The 22,023-nt window shown below is 69.3% G+C and carries 25 protein-coding genes; 8 read left to right on the top strand and 17 right to left on the bottom strand.

From position 1 onward, the window contains the following. The first annotated feature begins 188 nt into the window (after positions 1–188). From ACFFGE_RS02015 to ACFFGE_RS02040, 6 genes are read left to right on the top strand one after another with little or no spacing between them, the layout of a single operon-like run. Entirely contained in the window at positions 189–1,961 is a 1,773-nt protein-coding gene (locus tag ACFFGE_RS02015) for a M14 family metallopeptidase (protein ID WP_376833803.1), read from the top strand. Between the two features lie 39 nt (positions 1,962–2,000). Next, positions 2,001–3,356 (top strand): TldD/PmbA family protein, encoded by a 1,356-nt coding sequence (locus tag ACFFGE_RS02020; RefSeq protein WP_376833805.1) that lies wholly within the window; start codon positions 2,001–2,003, stop codon positions 3,354–3,356. Then, on the top strand, positions 3,353–4,147 hold the full coding sequence (locus tag ACFFGE_RS02025; RefSeq protein WP_376833807.1) for a 3'(2'),5'-bisphosphate nucleotidase CysQ: 795 nt from the start codon (positions 3,353–3,355) through the stop codon (positions 4,145–4,147). The genes ACFFGE_RS02020 and ACFFGE_RS02025 overlap by 4 nt, the downstream gene beginning before the upstream one ends. 28 nt (positions 4,148–4,175) lie before the next feature. Further along, a complete protein-coding gene (locus ACFFGE_RS02030) occupies positions 4,176–4,412 on the top strand; it encodes a DUF4170 domain-containing protein (protein ID WP_376833809.1) in 237 nt (78 codons plus the stop codon). A 60-nt stretch (positions 4,413–4,472) separates the two neighbouring features. Further along, positions 4,473–4,640, top strand: coding sequence for a hypothetical protein (locus ACFFGE_RS02035; RefSeq protein ID WP_376833810.1), 168 nt, complete (start codon positions 4,473–4,475; stop codon positions 4,638–4,640). Between the two features lie 2 nt (positions 4,641–4,642). Beyond that, positions 4,643–4,828: a hypothetical protein gene (locus ACFFGE_RS02040; RefSeq protein WP_376833812.1), complete on the top strand. Its 186-nt coding sequence runs from the start codon at positions 4,643–4,645 to the stop codon at positions 4,826–4,828. Here ACFFGE_RS02040 and ACFFGE_RS02045 read toward each other — a convergent pair whose 3' ends face one another. The 5 genes from ACFFGE_RS02045 to mmsB form a co-directional block, all read right to left on the bottom strand. After that, positions 4,829–5,494 carry a protein tyrosine phosphatase family protein gene (locus ACFFGE_RS02045; protein ID WP_376833814.1) on the bottom strand — a complete coding sequence of 222 codons (666 nt, stop codon included), beginning with the start codon at positions 5,492–5,494 and terminating at the stop codon, positions 4,829–4,831. Beyond that, positions 5,491–5,679, bottom strand: coding sequence for a DUF6898 family protein (locus tag ACFFGE_RS02050; RefSeq protein ID WP_376833816.1), 189 nt, complete (start codon positions 5,677–5,679; stop codon positions 5,491–5,493). The genes ACFFGE_RS02045 and ACFFGE_RS02050 overlap by 4 nt, the downstream gene beginning before the upstream one ends. Continuing rightward, the gene (locus tag ACFFGE_RS02055; RefSeq protein WP_376833818.1) at positions 5,676–6,407 is read right to left on the bottom strand and encodes a class I SAM-dependent methyltransferase; all 732 of its coding nucleotides are present in this window, start codon (positions 6,405–6,407) and stop codon (positions 5,676–5,678) included. Before ACFFGE_RS02055 ends, ACFFGE_RS02050 begins: the two co-directional genes overlap by 4 nt. Before the next feature lie 38 nt (positions 6,408–6,445). Further along, the gene (gene hemA, locus ACFFGE_RS02060) at positions 6,446–7,672 is read right to left on the bottom strand and encodes a 5-aminolevulinate synthase (protein WP_376833820.1); all 1,227 of its coding nucleotides are present in this window, start codon (positions 7,670–7,672) and stop codon (positions 6,446–6,448) included. A gap of 176 nt (positions 7,673–7,848) precedes the next feature. Further along, on the bottom strand, positions 7,849–8,751 hold the full coding sequence (mmsB, locus tag ACFFGE_RS02065; protein ID WP_376833822.1) for a 3-hydroxyisobutyrate dehydrogenase: 903 nt from the start codon (positions 8,749–8,751) through the stop codon (positions 7,849–7,851). A 112-nt stretch (positions 8,752–8,863) separates the two neighbouring features. Here mmsB and ACFFGE_RS02070 point away from each other — a divergent pair, with 112 nt between their 5' ends. Both ACFFGE_RS02070 and ACFFGE_RS02075 read left to right on the top strand, forming a co-directional pair. Beyond that, a complete protein-coding gene (locus ACFFGE_RS02070; protein ID WP_376833824.1) occupies positions 8,864–9,322 on the top strand; it encodes a RidA family protein in 459 nt (152 codons plus the stop codon). Continuing rightward, positions 9,319–10,461, top strand: a complete 1,143-nt coding sequence (locus ACFFGE_RS02075) for a GNAT family N-acetyltransferase (protein ID WP_376833826.1) — start codon at positions 9,319–9,321, stop codon at positions 10,459–10,461. Before ACFFGE_RS02070 ends, ACFFGE_RS02075 begins: the two co-directional genes overlap by 4 nt. 4 nt (positions 10,462–10,465) lie before the next feature. On the opposite strand, the gene lpdA is transcribed toward ACFFGE_RS02075, so the two are convergent. From lpdA to tpiA, 12 genes are all read right to left on the bottom strand, one after another. Further along, positions 10,466–11,872, bottom strand: coding sequence for a dihydrolipoyl dehydrogenase (lpdA, locus tag ACFFGE_RS02080; protein WP_376833828.1), 1,407 nt, complete (start codon positions 11,870–11,872; stop codon positions 10,466–10,468). 10 nt (positions 11,873–11,882) lie between these two features. After that, a complete protein-coding gene (locus ACFFGE_RS02085; protein ID WP_376833830.1) occupies positions 11,883–13,184 on the bottom strand; it encodes a pyruvate dehydrogenase complex dihydrolipoamide acetyltransferase in 1,302 nt (433 codons plus the stop codon). A gap of 12 nt (positions 13,185–13,196) precedes the next feature. Continuing rightward, positions 13,197–14,579 (bottom strand): pyruvate dehydrogenase complex E1 component subunit beta, encoded by a 1,383-nt coding sequence (locus tag ACFFGE_RS02090; RefSeq protein WP_376833832.1) that lies wholly within the window; start codon positions 14,577–14,579, stop codon positions 13,197–13,199. Positions 14,580–14,581: 2 nt separating this feature from the next. Then, on the bottom strand, positions 14,582–15,604 hold the full coding sequence (gene pdhA / locus ACFFGE_RS02095; RefSeq protein WP_376833834.1) for a pyruvate dehydrogenase (acetyl-transferring) E1 component subunit alpha: 1,023 nt from the start codon (positions 15,602–15,604) through the stop codon (positions 14,582–14,584). A 104-nt stretch (positions 15,605–15,708) separates the two neighbouring features. Further along, complete coding sequence (locus ACFFGE_RS02100) at positions 15,709–16,029, bottom strand: FtsB family cell division protein (RefSeq protein WP_376835186.1); 321 nt, start codon at positions 16,027–16,029, stop codon at positions 15,709–15,711. A gap of 120 nt (positions 16,030–16,149) precedes the next feature. Beyond that, positions 16,150–17,430 (bottom strand): phosphopyruvate hydratase, encoded by a 1,281-nt coding sequence (eno, locus tag ACFFGE_RS02105; protein ID WP_376833836.1) that lies wholly within the window; start codon positions 17,428–17,430, stop codon positions 16,150–16,152. A gap of 65 nt (positions 17,431–17,495) precedes the next feature. Next, positions 17,496–18,089 carry a hypothetical protein gene (locus ACFFGE_RS02110; protein ID WP_376833838.1) on the bottom strand — a complete coding sequence of 198 codons (594 nt, stop codon included), beginning with the start codon at positions 18,087–18,089 and terminating at the stop codon, positions 17,496–17,498. A 94-nt stretch (positions 18,090–18,183) separates the two neighbouring features. After that, entirely contained in the window at positions 18,184–18,366 is a 183-nt protein-coding gene (gene rpmF / locus ACFFGE_RS02115) for a 50S ribosomal protein L32 (protein WP_376833840.1), read from the bottom strand. A gap of 113 nt (positions 18,367–18,479) precedes the next feature. Continuing rightward, positions 18,480–19,001 carry a GNAT family N-acetyltransferase gene (locus tag ACFFGE_RS02120; RefSeq protein WP_376833842.1) on the bottom strand — a complete coding sequence of 174 codons (522 nt, stop codon included), beginning with the start codon at positions 18,999–19,001 and terminating at the stop codon, positions 18,480–18,482. Next, complete coding sequence (gene pyrG / locus ACFFGE_RS02125; protein WP_376833844.1) at positions 18,998–20,650, bottom strand: CTP synthase; 1,653 nt, start codon at positions 20,648–20,650, stop codon at positions 18,998–19,000. The genes ACFFGE_RS02120 and pyrG overlap by 4 nt, the downstream gene beginning before the upstream one ends. 86 nt (positions 20,651–20,736) lie before the next feature. Continuing rightward, complete coding sequence (gene secG / locus ACFFGE_RS02130; RefSeq protein WP_376833846.1) at positions 20,737–21,168, bottom strand: preprotein translocase subunit SecG; 432 nt, start codon at positions 21,166–21,168, stop codon at positions 20,737–20,739. Between the two features lie 80 nt (positions 21,169–21,248). Then, positions 21,249–21,995, bottom strand: a complete 747-nt coding sequence (gene tpiA, locus ACFFGE_RS02135) for a triose-phosphate isomerase (RefSeq protein ID WP_376833848.1) — start codon at positions 21,993–21,995, stop codon at positions 21,249–21,251. Positions 21,996–22,023 lie beyond the last annotated feature (28 nt).

Here is a 22,023-nt window from a genome sequence, read left to right on the forward strand (position 1 = left end):
CTCCTTCTGAACACTATGTCGGCGACAGGACAGAACCCTCGCTGCGAGCGCAGATGGGGAAGCTGTGCCACTGTGATGATGTGGCGGAACGCCGCGCGGGTGGTTGATCGGCTGACCACATTGGTGAAGGAAGGCGCATGCGCGCCCTTGTCCCGCTCCTGTTGTGCCTCTTTTCCGCGAGCCCCGTCATGTCTCAGTCCGGTTCCGACTCCGCGCCCTGGGACCAGTCCTTTCTGCCGCCCGCACCCGCCTGGGACGGCGCCAGCCGCGCGCTGCTGAGGCCCGCGTCCGATCCGTGGGCGACGGACTTCGAGCGTGATCCCGAGCTCGACTTCAGCCCCGACTATGTCGAGACGCGCGCCTGGTTCGACCGGCTGGACGCCTCGTCCGACCTGATCCGCATCGAAGAGTTCGGCGTCTCGCCCGAGGGGCGGTCGATCTATGCGGTGATCGCGTCGAAGGATGGTCGGGCGTTCGATCCGGCCAAGCCGGTGCTGCTTGTCCAGGCGGGCATCCACCCGGGCGAGATCGACGGCAAGGACGCCGGCATGATGCTGCTGCGCGACATCGCGCACTATGGACGTGATGACCTGCTGGACCGGGTGAACCTGATCCTGATCCCGATCCTGTCGGTGGACGGGCATGAGCGGGCTTCGGGCTACTCACGTCCCAACCAGCGCGGCCCCCGCATCCAGGGCTGGCGCAACACGGCCACGAACCAGAACCTCAACCGCGACTACATGAAGCTGGATCAGGTCGAGATGCGCGCGGTGCGCGGCCTGATCCTGAGGTACCGGCCGGACCTGTACGTCGACGTGCACGTCACCGACGGCATGGATTACCAGTACGACTTCACCTATGGCTACAACGGCGAGAACGGCGTCTGGTCGCGCAGTCCCGACACGGCCCGCTGGCTGGACGATCGGTTCAAGCCGGACATGAACGCCGCTCTGGAAGCGCAGGGGCATATCCCGGGCGAGCTCGTCTTCGGCATCGATGATTCGAACCCGCGCGCGGGCCTGTCGGACGGCGGGCTGGGCGAGCGGTTCTCCAACGGCTGGGGCTCGGCGGCGCACGTGCCGACCATCTTGATCGAGAACCACAGCCTGAAGCCGTTCGAGCAGCGGGTGCTGGGCACATATGTCTTCGTCGCGACGGCGATGCGGCTGCTGGCGGAGCGGGGCGGGGAGCTCCGGCGGGCGATCGCGGACGATTCCGCCCTGCGCCCCGCGGAGATCCCGGCGAACTTCGTTCCCGATCCGGAGCCCGCCTACCAGCGCGCCTTCAAGGGCATTCGCTACGAGACCTACCTCAGCCCCGCGTCGGGACGCGAGGAGATCCGCTGGCTGGGCGAGCCGGACCCCGAGATCTGGTCCCTGCCCTTCTACGGCTCGCGTCCGACGCTGACGCTGGCGCGCCCCGAGGCCTATTGGGTGCCGGCGCACCGTGCGGACATCATCGAGCGCCTGCGGGTGCACGGAATCGCGATGGAGACCCTGACGGAGCCGCGCGCGGTTCAGGTCGAGATGCTGCGCCTGGTCGATCCTCAGGTGTCGCCGCGCACGAACGAGGGCCACGTGCCGGTCACGGTGCGCACGGTCGAGCCCGAGCGTCGCGACTGGACCTTCCCGACCGGCTCTGTCCGGGTGTCCACGGACCAGCCGCTCGGGGACGTCGTCGTTCTGCTGCTCGAGCCGCAGTCCAGCGAGAGCTTCTTCGCCTGGGGCATGTTCCACGAGGTGCTGAACCGTGTGGAATACATCGAGGGGTACGCGATCGCGCCGCTGGCCGAGGCCATGCTGGCCGCCGACCCGGCGCTGAAGGCCGAGTTCGAGGCGAAGCTGGCGGCCGACGCCGCCTTCGCCGCCGACGGGGACGCCCGGCTGCAGTGGTTCTATGAGCGTACGCCGTTCCACGACGACCGTTTCCGGCTTTATCCGATCGCGCGCGAGGTGCGCTGACGCGTTGCGGCGGAGGACGGGGTCGGCCATATCCGGCGCATGTCCTCTCCTGAGCCCGCCACGCCCGCCGACGACATCCTGCCGTCGCTCATCGAACACGCGCTCAAGGCGGGGGCGGACGCGGCGGAGGCCATTCTCTCGGAACGCGAGGCCCTGTCCGTCGGGGTGCGCAACAGCGCGCTGGAGGAGGTCGAGCGGGAGGAAAGCCGCGATCTGTCGCTGCGCGTGTTCGTCGGGCGCCGACAGGCGGTGGTGTCCAGCTCCAGCCTCTCGGCGGACGCCCGGCGTCGCCTGGTCGAACGGGCGGTCGCCATGGCGGCGCTGGCGCCCGAAGATCCTTTCGGCGGCTTGGCGGACGCCTCTGACCTCGCGGTCGGCCCCTTTCCAGACCTCGACCTCCATGACGCGACCGAGCGCTCGCCCGAAGCTCTGGAGGCCACGGCCCGAGCGACCGAGGCCGCGGCGCTGGCCATCGCGGGCGTCAGCCGGTCCGAGGGCGCGGACGCCGCCTGGTCGCGCGGTCGCTGGCGACTGGTGACGTCCGAAGGCTTCGACGCCGCCCGACAGCACAGCCGCTTCTCGCTCAGCGCCAGCGTCATCGCCGAGAAGGACGGGGTCATGGAGCGCGCCGGCGAGGGACGCGCCGTGCGGCATTTGTCCGATCTCATCGGCCCGGGAGACCTTGGGCGGCGGGTCGGCGAGCGCGCCGCCGCCAAGATCGGAGCCCGCAAGATCGGCTCCACGACCGCGCCCGTGATCTTCGAGAACCGCATCGCCGCCGCCCTGTTGTCGCCGCTCCTCGGCGCCGTCTCCGGCCCCTCGGTGGCGCGCGGGACGTCCTTCCTCAAGGACCGGCTGGGACAGCGCGTGCTTCCGGAGGGCGTCAGCCTGCTGGACGACCCGTTCCGCCCTCGCGGGCTCGGCTCGACGCCCTTCGACGACGAGGGCGTGCGGGTCGCCGCTCGGGCGATCGTGGAAGACGGCGTGATCGCCACCTGGCTGTTGAACACCGCCTCCGCGCGCCAGCTCGGCCTGCGCTCCACCGGGCACGGCGCCAGGGGATCGGCCGGACCGGCCGGAGTCTCGGTCCACAATGCGCATCTGACACCGGGTCGGAACGACCTCGCCGGGCTGATGGCCCAGGCGGATCGGGGGCTCCTGGTCACCGGCATGTTCGGCCCGTCGCTCAACGCCAACACCGGCGACTGGTCCGCCGGCGTGAACGGCTTCTGGTTCGAGGGTGGGGACATCGTCCACCCCGTCAGCGAGGTGACCGTCGCCGGCAACCTGACCGACCTCTATGCGCGCCTCGTGCCCGGCGCGGACCTGGAGTTTCACGACGCGCTGAACAGCCCTTCGCTGCTCTTCGATGCGGTCGCGATCGCGGGCAAATGACGACGCTCGCCGAAGACCTCGACATGATCCGGGACGCGGCGGTCGCGGCCGGCGCCCTCGCGCTGGAGCACCGGCGTCGGGGCTTGAAGATCTGGTCCAAGTCCGGCGGCTCCCCGGTCACGGACGCGGATATGGCCGTCGATGCGCTGCTCAAGGACCGGCTTCTGCGGGCGCGGCCGGACTACGGCTGGCTGTCCGAGGAGACCGCCGACAGTCCCGAGCGGCTGGGTCGCCGCCGCGTCTTCGTGGTCGATCCGATCGACGGCACGGTCGCCTTCATGAAGGACAAGCCCTGGTGGTGCGTGCCGATCGCGGTCGTCGCCGACGGACTGCCCGTGGCCGCGGTGATCCATGCGCCCGTGCTGGACGAGACCTTCGTGGCCGTCGCGGGGGGCGGGGCCAGCCTGAACGGACGGGCCATTTCGGCGTCCGACGTCGATGATCTCGAGGACGCCGAGGTCCTGGCGGACGCCCGCCTGCTGGAAGGTCGCGACTGGCCCGAGCCCTGGCCCGCCATGCGCTTCTCCAAGCGGAACGCCCTGGCCTATCGCATGGCCTTGGTCGCCGCCGGCGCCTTCGACGCGGCGCTCGCATTGACGCCGAAGTGGGACTGGGACGTCTGCGCCGGCGCGCTGATCGCCCAGGAGGCCGGAGCCAGGGTCAGCGATCACCACGGGCGACCCTGGGCCTTCAACCGCCCGGACCCCCGTCAGGCGAGCCTGGTCTGCGCCGCGCCCGCGCTGCACCCGTTGATCGTCAGGCGCTCGGCGTCTATCCCGCTCGCCATCTGATCCCCTCCCCCAGAACCCACGGTGCGCCATGGCCGAGACCGAAACCCCGCAGCTGCTCCACCTCGTCATCGGCGGCGAGCTGCGTCATTTGGACCAGCCGGTGTTCCGCGATCTCTCTAAAGTCGAGTTCGTCGGCGCCTTCCCGAACTACGCGGAGGCCCGCAAGGCCTGGAAAGCCCGCGCCCAGGCGACCGTCGATAACGCCCACATGCGCTACTTCATCCTGCATGCTCACCGCCTGATCGACCCCCGCGGCCACGCGTGATCACGGAACGCGGGGGCGGCCTCGCGCGCTTCTCAAGCGTGACCAAACGAGGAGCCACGGATGATTCCCACCCTGATCGCGGTTATTCTGGCGTTGATCGCGGTGGCGGCGCTGGCGCTGCACGCGCGACGCCACAAGCCGACGCCGCTGGAGACGGCCGAGAAGGACACCGCCTGGAGCGACCCCATCACGCGCGCGGCGCCTGAGGAGACCGAGCGAAGGCCATGAACATGCTTGGGGCCGATATGGACGGACAGACGGTGTTCGCCGCGCTCGCGAGCGTCACCATGCTCGCGTACATGCTGGTCGTCCTGAACCGTCACCTGGCCGAACGTCGCCGCGACCGGCAGGCTCGCGAACGGCGGGTCGCGCCGCCCCCGCCCGCGCCGCGTGATCCCCAGCGGCCCTGGGGTTGATCACTCCCGGCGCAGCAGGCGTTCCGTCAGCAGCGTGCCCCACCAGCTGGCCTTGAACTGGGCCCGGATCGCCTTCGGATCATACTCCGGCCGCTCCACCCACTGCAGGAAATCCAAGCCGGCGGGCTCGCCCTCCTCGATGTAGCGCTCGAGCGTGTAGTCCAGCACGCCGGTCAGCCCCTCCCGATGGTGCAGGGTTCGCTTGCCCAGCTCGGATATCGCCTTTGAGACCGGCTCGCCCAGATGGAAATGCCGATAGAGCACGGCCATAAGCCCGGCGCGATCCGCGCCCGACTTGCAATGGATGAGCGCGGGATAGGCGATGGTTTGGAACAGGTCCCGGGCCCGCCGCACCCGCGACGCCTCCGGGGGGTCGCGCGAGTCGAGCGGAGCGTCGATCAGCGTCAGACCCAGATGGCTGCAGGCGTCCGCCTCGAGCAGATAGTAGCTCTCGTCGCGCGCGCCGCGCAGGTTTATCACGGTGCGGACGCCGCGCCGCTTCCAGTAGGCGAGCTGGGCGGGCGAAGGTTGGTTGGTCCGCACCAGATCCGGCCCCAGCCAGTGGGCGTTGCCGAATCCCAGCCGCAGGAAGGCGTGATCCTTCAGCAGGTAGTCGATCCAGGTCCTCAAACGGCCCAGCGGTGTCGAAAGGTCGAAGCGGCTCATCGGGACCTGGACTGTTCCAGCGCGCGCGTCAGCTTCGCGATCGCGACGCGCTCGACGCCGTGCGGCTCATGCACCGGACCGACGGCCGAGACCTCGAGACCGGTGGCCACATGGATCGCCGAGACCTTCAGGAAGGCGCCGTTGCGCACCTTCTCGATGATGACCTCGCCCAGCTCGGGATTCATGAGCGCCACGCCGGCGGCGCGACCCTGAGGGCGCCCAGCGCCTCACGGGGCGGCAGGGCCGCTTCCTCCCGGGCGAATACGAACCAGTGCAGTTCCGGATGCGGCCACGGGCACGCGCGCATCACGAGCCCCGCCTCGGCGGCCAGCGCCTGTAGCCGATCCGGCATATAGGCCACGCATTCCGGATAGACCCAGTCCGTGGTCTCCGGCGAGGGGCCGAACCCCTCCGGACCTAGCAGGAAGTTGGCGACGACCAGCCCACCCGGCTCCAGGACCTGAGCGAAGGACGCCAGCGCGCGTCGAACCCAGGCTACGCCCGTGTGGGAGAACACCGACTGGGCGATGATGAAGTCGAAGGTCGTATCGAATCCGTCGGCCCGAAAGTCGCTCGTATGCAGAAACCGCGGCCGGCGCAGCGTAAGGGCGTCGCGACCGAGCTCGTGGTCCAGCCCGGCGTCCACCAGGGCCCGGTCCGGCTCGATGCCGAAATAGCCGCCGGCCTTGAGATAGGGAATCACGAGCCGCCCGAGGCGGAGGGAGCCGCAGCCGAAATCCAGCAGGCGGTGGTGCTCGCGAAGGCCCAGAAGGAACAGGAGCGCGAACTGCGACCCGCCGGCCAGGTCGTAGCGCTGGGGCTGCCCGACGAAGGCGCGATGTTCGGGATAGTCCGACAGGCGCGTGAACGGATCGGCGGGCCTCATGGACCCATGGTAAGCGAGCGGCGGCACGTCTGTCATCCGGCTGCCGAACGACCCGGCGCGATCGATCAGGCGGCGGCGGGTCGACGGGCCACGTTGCAGTGGGTCCAGAGCTTGTCCATGGCCCGGACCAGCTCGTCCATCATGCCGTCGTCATGGTCCGGCGACGGGGTGAAGCGCAGGCGCTCGGTGCCCTTGGGCACGGTCGGATAGTTGATCGGCTGGACATAGATCCCGTGCTCGTCCAGCAGCATGTCGGAGATCATCTTGGCGTGCACCGGGTCGCCGACGAACACCGGCACGATGTGGCTTTCGCTGGGCATCACGGGAATGCCGGCGGCGGCGAAGCGGGCCTTCAGCGTCCGGGCGCGCTCCTGGTGACGGTCACGCAGCTCCGGGTGAGCCTTCAGGTGGCGCACCGAGGCCAGGGCCCCGGCGGTCAGAGCCGGCGGCAGGCTGGTGGTGAAGATGAAGCCGGAGGCCCAGCTGCGAATGGCGTCGACGATCACCGCGTCGGCGGCGATGTAGCCGCCCATGACGCCGATGGCCTTGCCGAGGGTGCACTCGATGATGTCGATCTGGTCCAGCACCCCGTCGCGCTCGGCGACGCCCGCGCCGCGCGGGCCGTAGAGACCGACCGCATGGACCTCGTCCAAGTAGGTCATGGCGCCGTACTTGTGCGCCAGCGCGATCGTGCCCTTCAGGTCGGCGATGTCGCCGTCCATCGAATAGACGCTCTCGAAGGCGATCAGCTTGGGGGCCCCGGCGGGCGCCGCCGCGAGCAGGCCTTCAAGGTGCTCGAGATCGTTGTGTCGGAACACGTGCCGCTCGCATCCGCCATGGCGAATGCCCGCGATCATCGAGGCGTGGTTCAGCGCGTCCGAGAAGATGATCAGGCCCGGCAGGATCTTCTGCAGGGTCGCCAGCGTCGCCTCATTGGCCACATAGCCGGAGGTGAAGAGAAGCGCCGCCTCCTTCTGATGCCAGTCCGCGAGCTCGGCCTCCAGGTCGACCGCCGAGCGTGTCGTGCCGGAGATGTTGCGCGTGCCGCCGGCGCCCGCGCCCGCCGCCTCGATCTCGGCCTGCATCGCCTCGGTCACGACCGGGTGCTGGCCCATGCCGAGATAGTCGTTCGAGCACCAGACGACCACGTCCTGTTCCGTGCCGTCCTCGCGCCGCCGCACGGCGCGCGGAAAGCGGCCGCGCACCCGCTTCAGGTCGGCGAAGACCCGATAACGGCCCTCGACCCTCACCTGCTCGATCGAGCGTTCAAAGGCGGACTTATAGTCAAACAAGAACGGCGGTCTTTCGGTTATCGCCCCAGCAGGGGGTGTTTGCTCCCGCCGCTCGCGAAAGTCCAGAAACGGACCCGCGCAAATGGCCGCAACCCCTTAATCGATAACGGTTCTCAAATACGCTCGGGGCCATGTCCGAGGCTGGCCCGATCCCCTTTCCGAATCCTTGATCCCGATCAATTCAGCTCGTCCAGTCGCCCGCGCAGCATTTGGATCATGGCCGAGAAGTCCTTGCCGCCATGGCCGAGCCGATCGAAGAGCGCGTAGAGCGCCTCCGCCTGGGCCCCCATCGGTGTCGTCGCGCCCGCCTTCGCCGCCGCGTCCTGCGCCAGCTTGAGATCCTTCAGCATCATCGCCGTGGCGAACCCTCCCGCATAGCCGCGATTCGACGGCGCGGCGGGCACCGGCCCCGGCCACGGATAGTAGCTGGTCACGCTCCAGCACTGGCCCGAGGACTTGGACGCGATCTCGAAGAACCGCTCCGGATCCAGCCCCAGACGCTCGGCGAGGGCCACGGCCTCGCAGACCCCGATCATGCTGACGCCCAGAAGCATGTTGTTGCAGATCTTCGCCGCCTGCCCCGCCCCGTGGTCGCCGGCGCGGATGGTGATTCGGCTCATGGGCTCGAGCGCCTGCTCCACTCCTGGAAAGGCCGCCTCGTCGCAGCCGACCATGAAGGCCAGCGTGCCGGCGTCCGCCGCCGCCGTGCCGCCCGACACCGGCGCGTCGGCGAAGACATAGCCCTGCTCCGAAGCCAGTCCGGCCACCGTGCGCGCCGTCTCCACGTCGATGGTCGAGCAGTCCAGAAGCAGGGCCGACTTCGGCGCGTGGCCGAGCACCTGTTCCGCATAGACCGACAGCACATGCGGGCCGGCGGGCAGCATGGTGATGACCGCGTCGGCTTCGGACACGGCGTCGGCGATCGACGTCGCCCGGCGGCACCCGGCCGCCTCGGCGCGCGCCAGCGCGGCGTCGCTGAGGTCGAACGCCCTCACCTCGCGGCCCGCCTTGGCCTGGTTCGCGGCCATGCCGCCGCCCATGTTCCCAAGGCCGATGAAGGCGATCTTCTCGAAGGCCATGGCGTCTCTCCCGTGTCTGTTTGTTGGCCGGATGACTAGCGGCGAAGCGCCCCGGTGGCCAGCGTCGCCGAGGATCGCTACATCGGCGGAAACGTTCACCGGAGAGCCCTTCATGAGCATCGACGCGCGCCTGGCCGAACTCGGCATCGAGCTGCCCGAACCCGCCGCCGCGGTGGCCAACTACGTGCCGTCGGTGCGGTCCGGCGAGCTGCTGCACATCTCCGGCCAACTGTCGAACGACGCCTCCGGCGGCATCAAGGGCACGGTCGGGGTCGACGTGTCTCTGGAGCAGGCCCAGGCCGGGGCGCGTCTGTGCGGGATCAATCTGCTGGCCCAGATGAAGGCGGCGCTGGGCGGAGACCTGAACCGCGTCGCGCGCGTCGTGAAGCTCGGCGGCTTCGTGCAGGCGGGCCCGGAGTTCACCGACATTCCGAAGGTCATCAACGGCTGCTCGGACCTGATGGTCGAGGTGTTTGGCGACGCCGGCCGCCACGCGCGTTCGGCCGTCGGGGTCTATCGCCTCCCGCTCGGCTTCGCGGTCGAGGTCGATGCGATCGTCGAGGTGAAGTGAGCCTCACGCTTCAGGCCCATATCGGCATCGACCAGATCGACGCCGCCGCCTGGGACGGGTTGGCCGCGCCGACCGGCGATCCTTTCGTCAGCCACGCCTTTCTGCACGCCTGCGAGGCGTCCGGCTCGGCGGTGAGGCGCGCCGGATGGGCGGCCCAGCATCTGACGCTGTCGGACGCCGAGGGCCGGTTGCTGGGCGCGATGCCCCTCTATCTGAAGGGACACAGCCAGGGCGAATACGTCTTCGACCACGCCTGGGCCGACGCCTACGAGCGCGCTGGCGGGCGCTACTATCCGAAACTACTGTCCGCCGTGCCCTTCACCCCGGTGACCGGCCCCAGACTGCTGATCGCGCCCGAGGCGGACGCTGACAGCACCCGCGCGGCCCTGATCCAGGGGGCGGTCCAGTTCGCCCAGCAGGTCGGCGTGTCCTCGCTTCACGTGACCTTTCCGCTGGAAGCGGAGTGGCGGGTCATGGGCGAACACGGTCTGCTGCTCCGCCAGGACCAGCAGTTCCATTGGCAGAACCGGGGCTATTCGACCTTCGACGACTTCCTGGGGTCCCTGTCGTCGAACCGGCGCAAGACGATCCGGCGCGAACGGCGCGAAGCGCAGGCGGGTCTCGACATCCGCATCCTCACCGGCTCCGACCTGACCGAGGACGCCTGGGACGCCTTCTTCGCCTTCTACATGGACACCGGAGGCCGGAAGTGGGGCCGCCCGTATCTGACGAGGATGTTCTTCAGCCTGATCGGCGAAACCCTGGCGGACCGGATCGCCCTGGTGATGGCCTATCGCGACGGCCGCCCCATCGCCGGCGCGCTCAACCTGATCGGGCGCGACGCCCTGTATGGCCGGCAATGGGGCTGTCTGGAGGACGTCGCCTTCCTCCACTTCGAGCTCTGCTACTATCAGGCCATCGAGTTCGCCATCGCGCGCGGCCTCAAGCGCGTGGAAGCCGGGGCGCAGGGCGAGCACAAGGTCGCGCGCGGCTATCTGCCGACGCGGGTGCGCTCGGCGCACTGGATCGCCGACCCGGCCCTGCGGGAGCCCGTGGCGCGCTATCTGGAGAACGAGCGTCCGGCCGTCGAGGCCGAGATGGCGGCGCTGACGGCGGAGTTCTCGCCCTACAAGGCGTGACGTCTCAGATGTGCAGAACCCGCCCGAAGGCGTCCAGCGACGCCTCGTGCATGGCCTCGGACATGGTCGGGTGCGGATAGACGATGCCGTGCATCTCCTCCTCCGTCGCCTCCATGGTGATGGCGGTGACATAACCCTGGATCATTTCGGTGACTTCCGCGCCGATCATGTGGGCGCCGATCAGCGCGCCGGTCTTGGCGTCGAAGATGGTCTTCACGAAGCCCTCGGTCTCGCCCGAGGCGATGGCCTTGCCGTTCACCCGGAAGGGGAAGCGGCCGACCTTGATCTCGCGGCCTTCAGACTTTGCGCCCTGCTCGGTCAGGCCGACGGAAGCGACCTGCGGCTGGGCGTAGGTGCAGCCGGCGATCGGGCTGTTCAGCGTCGGGCCCTTCAGGCCGGCGATATGCTCCACCGCATGGATGCCTTCGTGGCTGGCCTTGTGCGCCAGCCAGGGCGCGCCGGCGCAGTCGCCGATGGCGTAGAGGCCCTTCACATTGGTCTCGCCGTGCGCCCCGGTCTTGACGTGGCCCCGGTCCAGCTCGACGCCCAGCGCGTCCAGGCCGATGCCGTCGGTGTTGGCCGTGATGCCCACCGCCGAGATGCAGACCTCCGCCGACAGGGTTTCGGCCTTGCCGCCCGCCTCGATGGCCACCTCGACGCCGGTCTTGCCCTTGCTGACCTTCGTCACCTTCGCGCCGGTGCGGAACTTCATCCCGCGCTTCTCGAAGGCCTTCTGCGCGGCCTTGGAGATCTCCTCGTCCTCGACCGGCATGATGCGGTCCACGGCCTCGACGACCGTCACCTCGGCCCCCAGCGCGCGGTAGAAGCTGCCGAATTCGATCCCGATGGCCCCCGAGCCGATCACCACGATCGTCTTCGGCAGGAACTTCGGGACCATCGCCTCGCGATAGGCCCAGATGCGCTCGCCGTCCGCCTCCAGGCCGATCTGCGGCAGGGCCCGGGCGCGGGCGCCGACAGCCAGCATCACCGACTTCGCCTCGACCGTCCGCTCGCCGCCCTTGTTGAGCGCGATCACGACCTTGGGCGCGTCCTTGCCCTTCTCGAGGCGGGCCGAGCCCTCGATAACCTCGATCTTGTGCTTCTTCATCAGGAAGCCGACGCCCTGGTTCAGCTGCTTGGCCACGCCGCGCGAGCGCTGGATGATGGCGTCGAAGTCGAAGCCGATCTTCTCGGCGGACAGGCCGTAGTCCTTCAGGTGGCTGAGGGACTCGTACTTCTCGCCCGACTTCAGCAGCGCCTTGGTGGGGATGCACCCCCAGTTGAGGCAGATGCCGCCCAGGCTCTCGCGCTCCACGATCGCGGTCTTCAGGCCCAGCTGGCTGGCGCGGATCGCGGCGACATAGCCGCCCGGACCCGAGCCGATGACGATGAGGTCGAATTCGGCGGCCATGGCGTCCTCGTCAGGCGAGCATCGTGATGGGGTCTTCGATGAGCGGCTTGAACGCCTGCAGGAACTTCGCCCCCGTCGCGCCGTCCACCACGCGGTGATCACAGGTCAGGGTGACGCTCATCACCGTGGCGACCGTCAGCTGCCCGTTCTTCACCACGGGGCGCTGTTCGCCGGCGCCGACCGACATGATCGCGCCCTGCGGCTCGTTGATGATCGAGGCGAAGCTCTTGATGCCGAACATGCCCAGGTTCGAGACGCTGAAGGTGCCGCCCTGGAACTCCTCGGGTTTCAGCTTGCGGTCCCGCGCACGCTTGGCCAGGTCCTTGGCCTCGGTCGCGATCTCCGCGAGGGTCTTCAGCTCGGCCTTCCTGATGATCGGCGTGATCAGCCCGCCCTCGATGGCCACGGCCATGGCGATGTCGGCGTTGTGGTGCATCGCCAGACCCTCGGGCGTGTAGGAGGCGTTCGCCTCCGGCACCGCCTTGAGGGCCAGGGCGCAGGCCTTGATGACCATGTCGTTGACCGAGATCTTGACGCCCTTGCTTTCCAGCATGGCGTTGATCCTGGCCCGCGCGGCCAACAGCGCGTCCAGCTCGCAGTCGATGGTCAGCGGGAAGTGCGGGACGTCGCGGAAGCTCTCGGTCATGCGCCGCGCGATGGCCTTCCTCATGCCGTCCAGCGGCACGAGGTCGTAGCTGCCGGCCGGGATGCCCATCTGCTCCAGCGACTGAACCTTGCGGGGCTCGGCGGCCGGGGTGGAGGCCGCGGCCTTGGCGGGCGCGCCGCCGCCCTTGCCGGCGGCTTCGACGTCGGCCTTCACGATACGGCCGCGCGGCCCGGTGCCCTTCACCGACCTCAGGTCCAGCCCGGCGTCCTTCGCCAGCCGCCGCGCCAGGGGCGAGGCGAAGATGCGCTGGCCGCCGTCGTTCGAAGCGGGCGCGCTCTTCGGCGGCAGCGTCGCCTCGGCCGACTTCACGCCCCCGGGCGTCGCGACGGCCTCTCCGCTCTCGTGACCCGCCGGCTTCGGCGCATCCGCGGGCTTGTCGGCCTTGGGCGCGGGCGCGGGCGCGCCGCCTTCCCCCTTCAGACGCGCGATCACGGCGTTGACCTTCACGCCTTCGGTCCCTTCGGGAACGAGGATCTCCAGCACCTCGCCCTCGTCGACGGCCTCGACCTCCATGGTCGCCTTGTCGGTCTCGATCTCGGCGATCACGTCGCCGGCCGAGACGGTGTCGCCGACCTTGACGTGCCATTTGGCCAGCACGCCCTCCTCCATCGTGGGCGACAGGGCGGGCATCAGGATGTCGGTCATGCCGGTTTCCCTTTAGGCCTTGTTGAGGACGGTCTTCACCGCCTTCACGATCTTGTCCGTGCCCGGCAGCGACAGAGCCTCCAGGTTGGCGGCGTAGGGCAGCGGCACGTCCTCCTGGTGGACGCGCAGCGGCTGGGCGTCCAGCCAGTCGAAGGCGTGCTCGATCACCTGGGCCACCACCTCGGCGCCCACGCCCATCGGGCCCCAGCCCTCCTCGGCGGAGACCAGGCGGTTGGTCTTCTTGACGCTGTCGATGATGGTCGCGGTGTCCAGCGGGCGCAGGGTCCTGAGGTCGATCACCTCCGCCTCGACGCCTTCCTTGGCCAGTTCCTCGGCGGCCTGGAGGGCGAAGCCGACCATACGGCTGTGGGCGGTGATGGTGACGTCCGTCCCCTCGCGCCGGACCTTGGCCTTGCCGATCGGCAGGACGTAGTCCTCGACCTCGGGCACGTCGAACTCCAGCCCGTACATCATCTCGTGCTCGAGGAAGACGACGGGGTTCGGGTCACGGATCGCGGCCTTCAGCAGGCCCTTGGCGTCCGCCGCGTCATAGGGCGCGATGACCTTCAGGCCCGGCACATGGGCGTACCAGGACGAGTAGTCCTGGCTGTGCTGGGCGGCCACGCGGCTGGCGGCGCCGTTCGGGCCGCGGAACACGATCGGCGCGCGGATCTGACCGCCCGACATGTAGAGCGTCTTGGCGGCCGAGTTGATGATGTGGTCGATCGCCTGCATGGCGAAGTTGAAGGTCATGAACTCGACGATGGGCTTCAGGCCCGCCATCGCCGCGCCGACGCCCAGGCCGGCGAAGCCGTACTCGGTGATCGGGGTGTCGACCACGCGCCGGTCGCCGAACTCCTGCAGGAGCTCGCGGCTGACCTTGTAGGCGCCCTGGTACTGCGCGACCTCCTCGCCCATCAGGAAGACGGTCTCATCGCGCCGCATCTCCTCGGCCATGGCGTCGCGCAGCGCATCGCGGACGGTCGTCTTGACCAGCTTGGCGTCGGCCGGAATCTCGGGGTCCTTGAGCTCGACCTTGGGGGTCGAGGTTTGGGGCGGGGCCTTCTCAGGCTCGCCGGAGGCGGCTTCGGCGGCGTCCGGCTTGGCCACGGGAGCGTCGGCCGAGGCGGCGTTCTGGGCCGGGGTGGCCACCCCGCCCTCGCCCTTCAGGCGCGCGATCACGGCATTCACCTTCACGCCTTCGGAGCCCTCGGCCACCAGGATCTCGGCGATCTCGCCCTCGTCGACGGCCTCGACCTCCATGGTCGCCTTGTCGGTCTCGATCTCGGCGATCACGTCGCCGGCCGAGACGGTGTCGCCGACCTTCACGTGCCACTTGGACAGCGTGCCCTCTTCCATCGTGGGCGACAGCGCCGGCATCAGGATGTCGGTCACGATCAGGCCTCCACGTAGACGTCGGTATAGAGCTCGGACGGCTCCGGCTCGGGGCTTTCCTGGGCGAACTGCACGGCCTCGGCGACGATCGCCTTGATCTCGCCGTCGATCGCCTTGATCTCGTCCTCGGCCGCGCCGGCGTCGGCCAGCAGCGCCTTGACGTGATCGATCGGGTCGCGGGTCTTCTTGACCTCGTCGACCTCCTCCTTGGTGCGGTACTTGGCCGGATCGCTCATGGAATGGCCGCGATAGCGATAGGTCTTCACCTCCAGGATGAAGGGACCGCCGCCCTCACGGGCCCGCTTCACGGCGCGCTCGGTGGCGTCCTTGACCGCCAGCACGTCCATGCCGTCCACCTGCTCGCCGGGGATGCCGAAGCTGGCGCCGCGCTGGCTGAGGTCCGTCGTCGAGGACGACCGCTCGATCGAGGTCCCCATGGCGTACTGGTTGTTCTCGATGATGTAGATGGCCGGCAGCTTCCACAGCTGGGCCATGTTGAAGCTCTCGTAGACCTGGCCCTGGTTGGCCGCGCCGTCGCCGAAATAGATGAAGGCGACCGAGCCGTCATCGCGGTACTTCGAGGCGAAGGCCAGACCCGTGCCCAGCGCCACCTGGGCCCCGACGATGCCGTGACCGCCGTAGAAGCCGGTCGGCACGTCGAACATGTGCATCGACCCGCCCTTGCCGCGCGACGAGCCGCCGGAACGTCCCGTCAGCTCGGCCATGACGGCCTTGGGGTCCATGCCGGCGGCCAGCATGTGGCCGTGGTCGCGGTAACCCGTAATGACGCTGTCGCCCTTCTGCTGGCTGGCCTGCACGCCCACCGCCACGGCCTCCTGGCCGATGTACAGGTGGCAGAAGCCGCCGATCAGGCCCATCCCGTAGAGCTGGCCCGCCCGCTCCTCGAAGCGGCGGATCAGCACCATCTCCCGATAGTAGCGCAGCAGCTCGTCCTTGGACGCCGTGCGGTTGGGCAGCTTCTTGTCAGACGACTTCGAGGTCTTCTGGGCGGCGGCTCTCGCCATCCGGCATCTCCCGGCTGAGCCCCGAAAGGCGGGGCCTCTTATCGTTACGGAAAGCGGCTTTAGCAGCCTTCGTTCCGATAAGGCAAAGGAGGCCGCTTCGCCTGTTACGAAAGTTCAGGGCGACGCGGCGTCGCGGGCGCGGAGGCGGAGACGCGGACGATCACATCCCGGGGATCGACCACGCCCAGCACCGCGCGGGCGCGCTCCTCCAGCAGGTCGCGGGAGAGATGGTCGGACCGCAGATATCGCACCCGGGTCTCCAGCTCGGACCGGGCCGAGGTGAGCTGCGCGAGCTGGGCCTCGCGCTGGGCCAGCAGACGATCGCGCTCGGGCCCGCTCAGCAGGCCGCGCTCGCCGGTCAGGGCCTGAACGCCGAGATAGAGGATCAGGAACGCCAGGAACGCTGACGGAAGGTACGGCTTCATCCGTTCGGACACGCTGTCGCTCCTTCTGAGCGCGAACACAGTTGCCGGAGTCTCAGCGAAAATGCCTAACGAACCGTAGCTTGGCCTTAAATCCCGAGGCGTGGCGCCACGCCCGGAGCCTTAGCGGCTGAGCAGCATGCCGTCGCCGTAGTAGGCCCCCTGCTCGCCCAGCATCTCCTCGATGCGCAGCAGCTGGTTGTACTTGGCTGTCCGGTCCGACCGCGCCAGAGAGCCGGTCTTGATCTGCCCGCAGTTGGTGGCCACCGCCAGGTCCGCGATGGTCGCGTCCTCGGTCTCGCCCGAGCGATGGCTCATGACGGCGGTGTAGCCGGCGCGATGGGCCATATCGACCGCATCCAGGGTCTCCGAAAGCGTGCCGATCTGATTGACCTTGATCAGGATCGAGTTCGCCAGCCCCTCGCCGATCCCGGCCGCCAGGCGCGCCGGGTTGGTCACGAACAGGTCGTCGCCCACCAGCTGCACCCGGTCGCCCAGGCGCTCCGTCAGAGCCTTCCAGCCGTCGAAGTCGTCCTCGGCGCAGCCGTCCTCGATCGACACGATCGGGAAGCGTTCACACAGGTCGGCCAGATAGGCGACCATGCCCTCGTGATCCAGCGTCTTGCCCTCGCCGGCCAGGCGGTACTTGCCGTCCTTGAAGAACTCGGTCGAGGCCACGTCGAGACCCAGGTGGAAGTCCTCGCCCGCCAGATAGCCCGCCGCCTGCCCGGCCTTGGTGATGAAGCTCAGCGCCTCCTCGGCCGAGGCCAGGTTCGGCGCGAAGCCGCCCTCGTCGCCGACATTGGTGTTGTGACCCGCGTCCTTCAGCGCCTTCTTCAGGGCGTGAAAGATCTCCGCGCCCATCCGCAAGGCCTCGGAGAAGGTCTCCGCGCCAGTCGGCAGGATCATGAACTCCTGGATGTCGATCGGATTGTCGGCGTGCGCGCCGCCGTTGATGATGTTCATCATCGGCGTGGGCAGGATGCGGGCCGAGACGCCGCCGACGTAGCGGTGGAGCGGCAGGTTGGCGCTGACCGCGCTGGCCTTGGCGCAGGCCAGGCTGACGCCAAGGATGGCGTTCGCGCCCAGCCGGGCCTTGTTGTCCGTACCGTCCAGAGCGATCAGCACCTCGTCGATGTGGCGCTGGTCCTCGGCGTCGAGGCCGGACAGGGCGTCGAAGATCTCGGTGTTGACCGCATCGACGGCCTTCTGAACGCCCTTGCCGCCCCACAGCGAGGCGTCGCCGTCGCGCAGCTCCACCGCCTCATGCGCGCCGGTCGAGGCGCCCGAGGGCACCGCCGCGCGACCGACCGAGCCGTCCTCCAGCACGACGTCCACCTCGACCGTGGGATTGCCCCGGCTGTCCAGGATCTGGCGGGCGACGATGTCGGCGATGTCGGTCATGGCGGGGCTCCTCGTTCGCCTCGGGCTTTAGACCGGCGGCGCGCGTCCGCCAACCGCCGTCGAACTCAGGCGCAGCCTTCGACGTACTGGATCGAGGGCCCGCCGACCCGCACCGCCGTCACCGTTCCCTCGGCGCCCACCTCGTAGACGACGCCCCGGGCGTTCGGATCCTGCACATAGGGCTCCGTCCGCGGCTCGGCCCAGGCGAAGACGTACTCGGCCGGAGCCTCCACGTACTTGTGCGGCTCGGCCCGCGCGCGATCGCCCAGCGCCGCCTTCACCTCGGTCGCCGTCGCGCCCACGCCGAATCCGTCGGCGGTCTCAAGATCCGGCTCGGTGACGGAGATGCGGGTCAGCACGCCGTTCTCGATCATGACCAGCATGCCGGCGGGCGCGCGTTCCGGCCGGAACTCGTCGCAGGACTGGGGATCGGGGCCGCCGACGGCGTCGGGATTGGCGTCGGGCCCCAGGGCGGCCTCGACCTCCGTGCGGGTCATACCGATTCGCAGCGGACCCCAGCCCTCGGGCCTGAGGGCGTTCGCATCGACCGGCGCGGGGGCCTCGGGCGCGGCCGGCGCCTCGGGCTGAGCCGGCGGCTCGGCCTGCCCGCAGGCGGCCGCCAGCGCGGCGACGGAAAGGATGAGCAGCGGTCTGATCATGGCGGGCTCCGGATGTCCGCCCGCCACCAAGCACGAAAACGGCGCGCGATTAAGCTCGCGCGCCGTCAAATCTCGTCACCGCCCCTGGAGGAACTCAGTCTTCCTTGGGCGTCAGCACCTGGCGACCGCGGTACATGCCGGTCTTCAGGTCGATGTGGTGAGGACGGCGCAGCTCGCCGGTGTCCTTGTCCTCGGTGTAGGTGTTGGCGCCCAGGGCGTCGTGGGCGCGACGCATGTTGCGGCGGGAGGGCGATACTTTTCGCTTCGGAACGGCCATGTCCGTCTCAATCTCTGGTCGGGGCCCGCCCGGGCGGACGCGCCATAAACGATAGCGGCGGCCGCTCGGGCCGCCTCGGGAGCGGCGGCTTATGCCGGAACTCGCGGCGGAGTTCAAGGGTCGGCGCGAGAGGTCCAGGTCCGCCGATCGAGCGCCAGATCGACGCTGTCGGCCCAGCCGTCGTCCAGCCTGTAGGTGCGCGCCCTGTACCCCGTGCGCCGGAATCCCAGCCCCTCGAGCAGGCGCAGCGACCGCGTGTTGCGCGGATCGACGTCGGCGATGACCGTCGGCAGGTCACGGGTGGCCAAGACGTGGTCGATCAGCGCGACGAGCGCCTCGCGCGCCAGTCCCCGCCCCCAGGCGCTCGGATGCAGGATGAAGCCGATCTCCGGCAGGCGGAAAAAGCCCGCCTTGCCCACCGCCCGCCCCTCGAGCTCGACGACGAACTCCACGCCCTCGTCCGCCGGCGTCGCGATCATGGCCTCGACCCAGGCGCGGCTCTGTTCCAGCGTCCGGTGCGGCGGCGTCGACCAATAGCGCGTCGCCTCGACGTTCGAGAGCACGGCGTGAAAGGCGTTCACATCGTCGATCGTGGCCGGTCGCAGCCTCAGCCGCTCGGTGACCAGGATCGTCACACCAACCGGCTCTGGACCACGGCCGCGCCGATGAAGCTGGCGAACAGGGGGTGCGGCGCGAACGGGCGGCTCTTCAGCTCGGGGTGATACTGCACGCCGATGAACCAGGGGTGGTCGGTGCGTTCGACCGTTTCCGGCAACACCCCGTCCGGCGACAGGCCCGCGAACACCAGCCCGCCCTTGGTTTCGATCGCCTCGCGATAGTTGATGTTGACCTCGTAGCGGTGGCGGTGCCGCTCGCTGATGGCGGTCGCCCCGTAGATCTCGGCGATGCGCGATCCAGGCGTCAGCGTCGAATCATACGCCCCCAGCCGCATCGTGCCGCCCAGGTCGCCGCCCAGCTGCCGCTGGATCCGCTGGTTCCCCTGGATCCACTCGGTCATCAGGCCCACGACCGGCTCCTCGGTCGGCCCGAACTCGGTGGAGGACGCCTTGGGCAGCCCCGCCAGGTTCCGCGCGGCCTCGAGCACCGCCATCTGCATGCCGAAGCAGATGCCGAAGTACGGGATGTTGTTCTCCCGCGCGAACCGGGCCGCCTCGATCTTGCCTTCCGCGCCGCGCTCGCCGAAGCCGCCGGGCACGAGGATCGCGTGGGCGCCCTGCAGGCGCGCGTTGCAGGCGTCCCGGTCGCCTTCGAAGGTCTCGGCCTCGACCCAGTCGATGTTGACCCGCACGTTGTTGGCCACGCCGCCGTGATGCAGCGCCTCGATCAGGGACTTGTAGGCGTCCTTCAGCACCGTGTACTTGCCGACCACCGCGACGGTCACCTCGCCGTCGGGGTTGGTGCGACGCCGCACGATCTCCTCCCATCCGGACAGGTCCGGCTCGGGCGCGTCGGTGATGCCGAAGTGGGCCAGGACCTCGCGATCCAGCCCCTCGCGGTGATAGTCCAGCGGCACGGCGTAGATGTCGGCGGAGTCCATCGCCTGGATCACGCCGCTTTCGCGGACATTGCAGAACAGGCCGATCTTGCGCTTCTCGTCGGCCGGGATCGGCTGCTCGCAGCGGCACAGCAGGATATCGGGCTGGATGCCGATGGAGCGGAGCTCCTTGACCGAATGCTGCGTCGGCTTGGTCTTCATCTCCCCGGCGGTCTTGATGAAGGGCAGCAGCGTCAGGTGCACGAAGCACGACTGGCCGCGCGGCAGGTCCTGTCCGAGCTGACGGATCGCCTCGAAGAACGGCAGGCCCTCGATATCGCCGACCGTGCCGCCGATCTCCACCAGCACGAAATCCACCTCCTCGCCGTCGTCCGTGACGGCGGGCGAGATCGCGAAGCGTTTGATCTCGTCGGTGACGTGCGGAATGACCTGGACGGTGGCGCCCAGATAGTCGCCGCGCCGTTCCTTCTCCAGGATCGTGGAGTAGATGCGGCCGGTGGTGATGTTGTCCGACTTCGCCGCCGAGACGCCGGTGAAGCGCTCATAGTGGCCGAGGTCGAGGTCGGTCTCGGCCCCGTCGTCGGTCACGAAGACCTCGCCGTGCTGATACGGGCTCATCGTGCCCGGATCGACGTTCAGATAGGGGTCGAGCTTCCTCAGGCGGACCTTGTAGCCCCGCGCCTGCAGGAGCGCGCCGAGCGCGGCGGAAGCGAGGCCTTTTCCCAATGAGGAAACCACGCCGCCGGTGATGAACACGTAGCGAGCCATGGGCGATCACCTTACCGCCGATTCGGGCGGCTTACGCTGGAGACTTTGAGGGTGCGGCGGGGCGACGGAGGGGCCGCCCGCCACGGTTACTCCGCCGGGGCGGGTTGGGCCGCGGGCGCCGGCGCGACCGAAGCGGCCGGCAGGCTCGCCTCGAGGTCGTCCAGCGACGGCGCGGCCTGGCCGGCGGCGGGGGCGTCGGGCTGCGGGGCCGCGGCGGCGGGCGCTTCGGCGGACGGGGCGTCGAGGGCGATGGCGCCCACGGCGTCCGCGTCGATGATCGAGCCGCTGCGACGTTCCAGGTTGCCCACGATGGTCAGGGCGATCGCGCAGACGAAGAACAGGGCGCCAAGGATCCACGTCACCTGGGTCAGCAGGTTGCCGGCCCCCCGCGCCGTCATGAAGCCCGACGGGCCTCCCCCCATGCCCAGCGCCCCGCCCTCGGACCGCTGCAGCAGGATCACGCCGGTCATGGCCAGCGAGATGAGGATCATGACGACGAGAAGAATGGTCTGGAGCATGGTCGCAATCAGATGTGGCGGAACGCCCCGCCGATCAAGCGGCGGCGTCTATCACCGAACCCCGATGGGAGCAATCGAGCCTAGACTGCGCGGATGATGGCCAGAAAGTCCTCGGCTTTCAGCGAGGCGCCGCCGACCAGCGCCCCGTCGACTCCCGGCGTCGCCAGGATGTCGGGCGCGTTCGTCGGGTTCACCGACCCGCCGTAAAGGATTCGCGCTACGGCGGCCTCGCCCAGACGCGCCGCCACCGCGTCCGCGATGACGGCGTGCATGCGGGCGATCTCCTCCGTCGTCGGCGTCCGGCCCGAGCCGATCGCCCAGACCGGCTCATAGGCCAGGGTGAAGTCCCGCCCGCTGAGCGCCTCGGGCAGGGACGCCGTCACCTGGGCGGCCACCACCGCCTCGGCCTGTCCGGCGTCTCGCTGCTCCAGCGTCTCGCCGACGCACACGATCGGGTGCAGCCCCGCCCGCAGCGCGCCTTCGACCTTGGCGGCGACCACCGCGTCGGTCTCGCGCAGGCCGTGGCGACGCTCGGAATGTCCCAGGATCACCCAGCGCGCGCCGGCGTCGTGCAGGATTTCGGCCGAGACGCACCCCGTGAACGCGCCGGACGCCTCGGCGCGACAGTCCTGAGCCCCGACCCCGATGGGCGCGGTCCCGACGGCCCGGGAGACCCGATCGATCAGCGGCGCCGGCGGAAACACCACCACCTCGGCCTGCCATGGCGACATCGCGGCGTCGGCCTTCATCGCCTCGATCTCGGCCAGGCTCGCGGCCGAGCCGTTCATCTTCCAGTTTCCGGCGATCAGCTTCACGGATTGTTTCATGCCGGCTTCTTAGGCGCCGTCGCACGGC

It is taken from the genome of Brevundimonas balnearis (assembly GCF_042434805.1).
GTDB classification, from domain to species: domain Bacteria; phylum Pseudomonadota; class Alphaproteobacteria; order Caulobacterales; family Caulobacteraceae; genus Brevundimonas; species Brevundimonas balnearis.

Excerpts from the sequence above, each read along its gene's own strand:
- ACFFGE_RS02015 (WP_376833803.1), top strand. The coding sequence starts at position 189 with ATGTCTCAGTCCGGTTCCGACTCCGCGCCCTGGGACCAGTCCTTTCTG.
- ACFFGE_RS02020 (WP_376833805.1), top strand. The coding sequence starts at position 2,001 with ATGTCCTCTCCTGAGCCCGCCACGCCCGCCGACGACATCCTGCCGTCG.
- ACFFGE_RS02025 (WP_376833807.1), top strand. The coding sequence starts at position 3,353 with ATGACGACGCTCGCCGAAGACCTCGACATGATCCGGGACGCGGCGGTC.
- ACFFGE_RS02030 (WP_376833809.1), top strand. The coding sequence starts at position 4,176 with ATGGCCGAGACCGAAACCCCGCAGCTGCTCCACCTCGTCATCGGCGGC.
- ACFFGE_RS02035 (WP_376833810.1), top strand. The coding sequence starts at position 4,473 with ATGATTCCCACCCTGATCGCGGTTATTCTGGCGTTGATCGCGGTGGCG.
- ACFFGE_RS02040 (WP_376833812.1), top strand. The coding sequence starts at position 4,643 with ATGCTTGGGGCCGATATGGACGGACAGACGGTGTTCGCCGCGCTCGCG.
- ACFFGE_RS02045 (WP_376833814.1), bottom strand. The coding sequence starts at position 5,494 with ATGAGCCGCTTCGACCTTTCGACACCGCTGGGCCGTTTGAGGACCTGG.
- ACFFGE_RS02050 (WP_376833816.1), bottom strand. The coding sequence starts at position 5,679 with ATGAATCCCGAGCTGGGCGAGGTCATCATCGAGAAGGTGCGCAACGGC.
- mmsB (WP_376833822.1), bottom strand. The coding sequence starts at position 8,751 with ATGGCCTTCGAGAAGATCGCCTTCATCGGCCTTGGGAACATGGGCGGC.
- ACFFGE_RS02070 (WP_376833824.1), top strand. The coding sequence starts at position 8,864 with ATGAGCATCGACGCGCGCCTGGCCGAACTCGGCATCGAGCTGCCCGAA.
- lpdA (WP_376833828.1), bottom strand. The coding sequence starts at position 11,872 with ATGGCCGCCGAATTCGACCTCATCGTCATCGGCTCGGGTCCGGGCGGC.
- ACFFGE_RS02085 (WP_376833830.1), bottom strand. The coding sequence starts at position 13,184 with ATGACCGACATCCTGATGCCCGCCCTGTCGCCCACGATGGAGGAGGGC.
- pdhA (WP_376833834.1), bottom strand. The coding sequence starts at position 15,604 with ATGGCGAGAGCCGCCGCCCAGAAGACCTCGAAGTCGTCTGACAAGAAG.
- ACFFGE_RS02100 (WP_376835186.1), bottom strand. The coding sequence starts at position 16,029 with ATGAAGCCGTACCTTCCGTCAGCGTTCCTGGCGTTCCTGATCCTCTAT.
- eno (WP_376833836.1), bottom strand. The coding sequence starts at position 17,430 with ATGACCGACATCGCCGACATCGTCGCCCGCCAGATCCTGGACAGCCGG.
- ACFFGE_RS02110 (WP_376833838.1), bottom strand. The coding sequence starts at position 18,089 with ATGATCAGACCGCTGCTCATCCTTTCCGTCGCCGCGCTGGCGGCCGCC.
- rpmF (WP_376833840.1), bottom strand. The coding sequence starts at position 18,366 with ATGGCCGTTCCGAAGCGAAAAGTATCGCCCTCCCGCCGCAACATGCGT.
- pyrG (WP_376833844.1), bottom strand. The coding sequence starts at position 20,650 with ATGGCTCGCTACGTGTTCATCACCGGCGGCGTGGTTTCCTCATTGGGA.
- secG (WP_376833846.1), bottom strand. The coding sequence starts at position 21,168 with ATGCTCCAGACCATTCTTCTCGTCGTCATGATCCTCATCTCGCTGGCC.
- tpiA (WP_376833848.1), bottom strand. The coding sequence starts at position 21,995 with ATGAAACAATCCGTGAAGCTGATCGCCGGAAACTGGAAGATGAACGGC.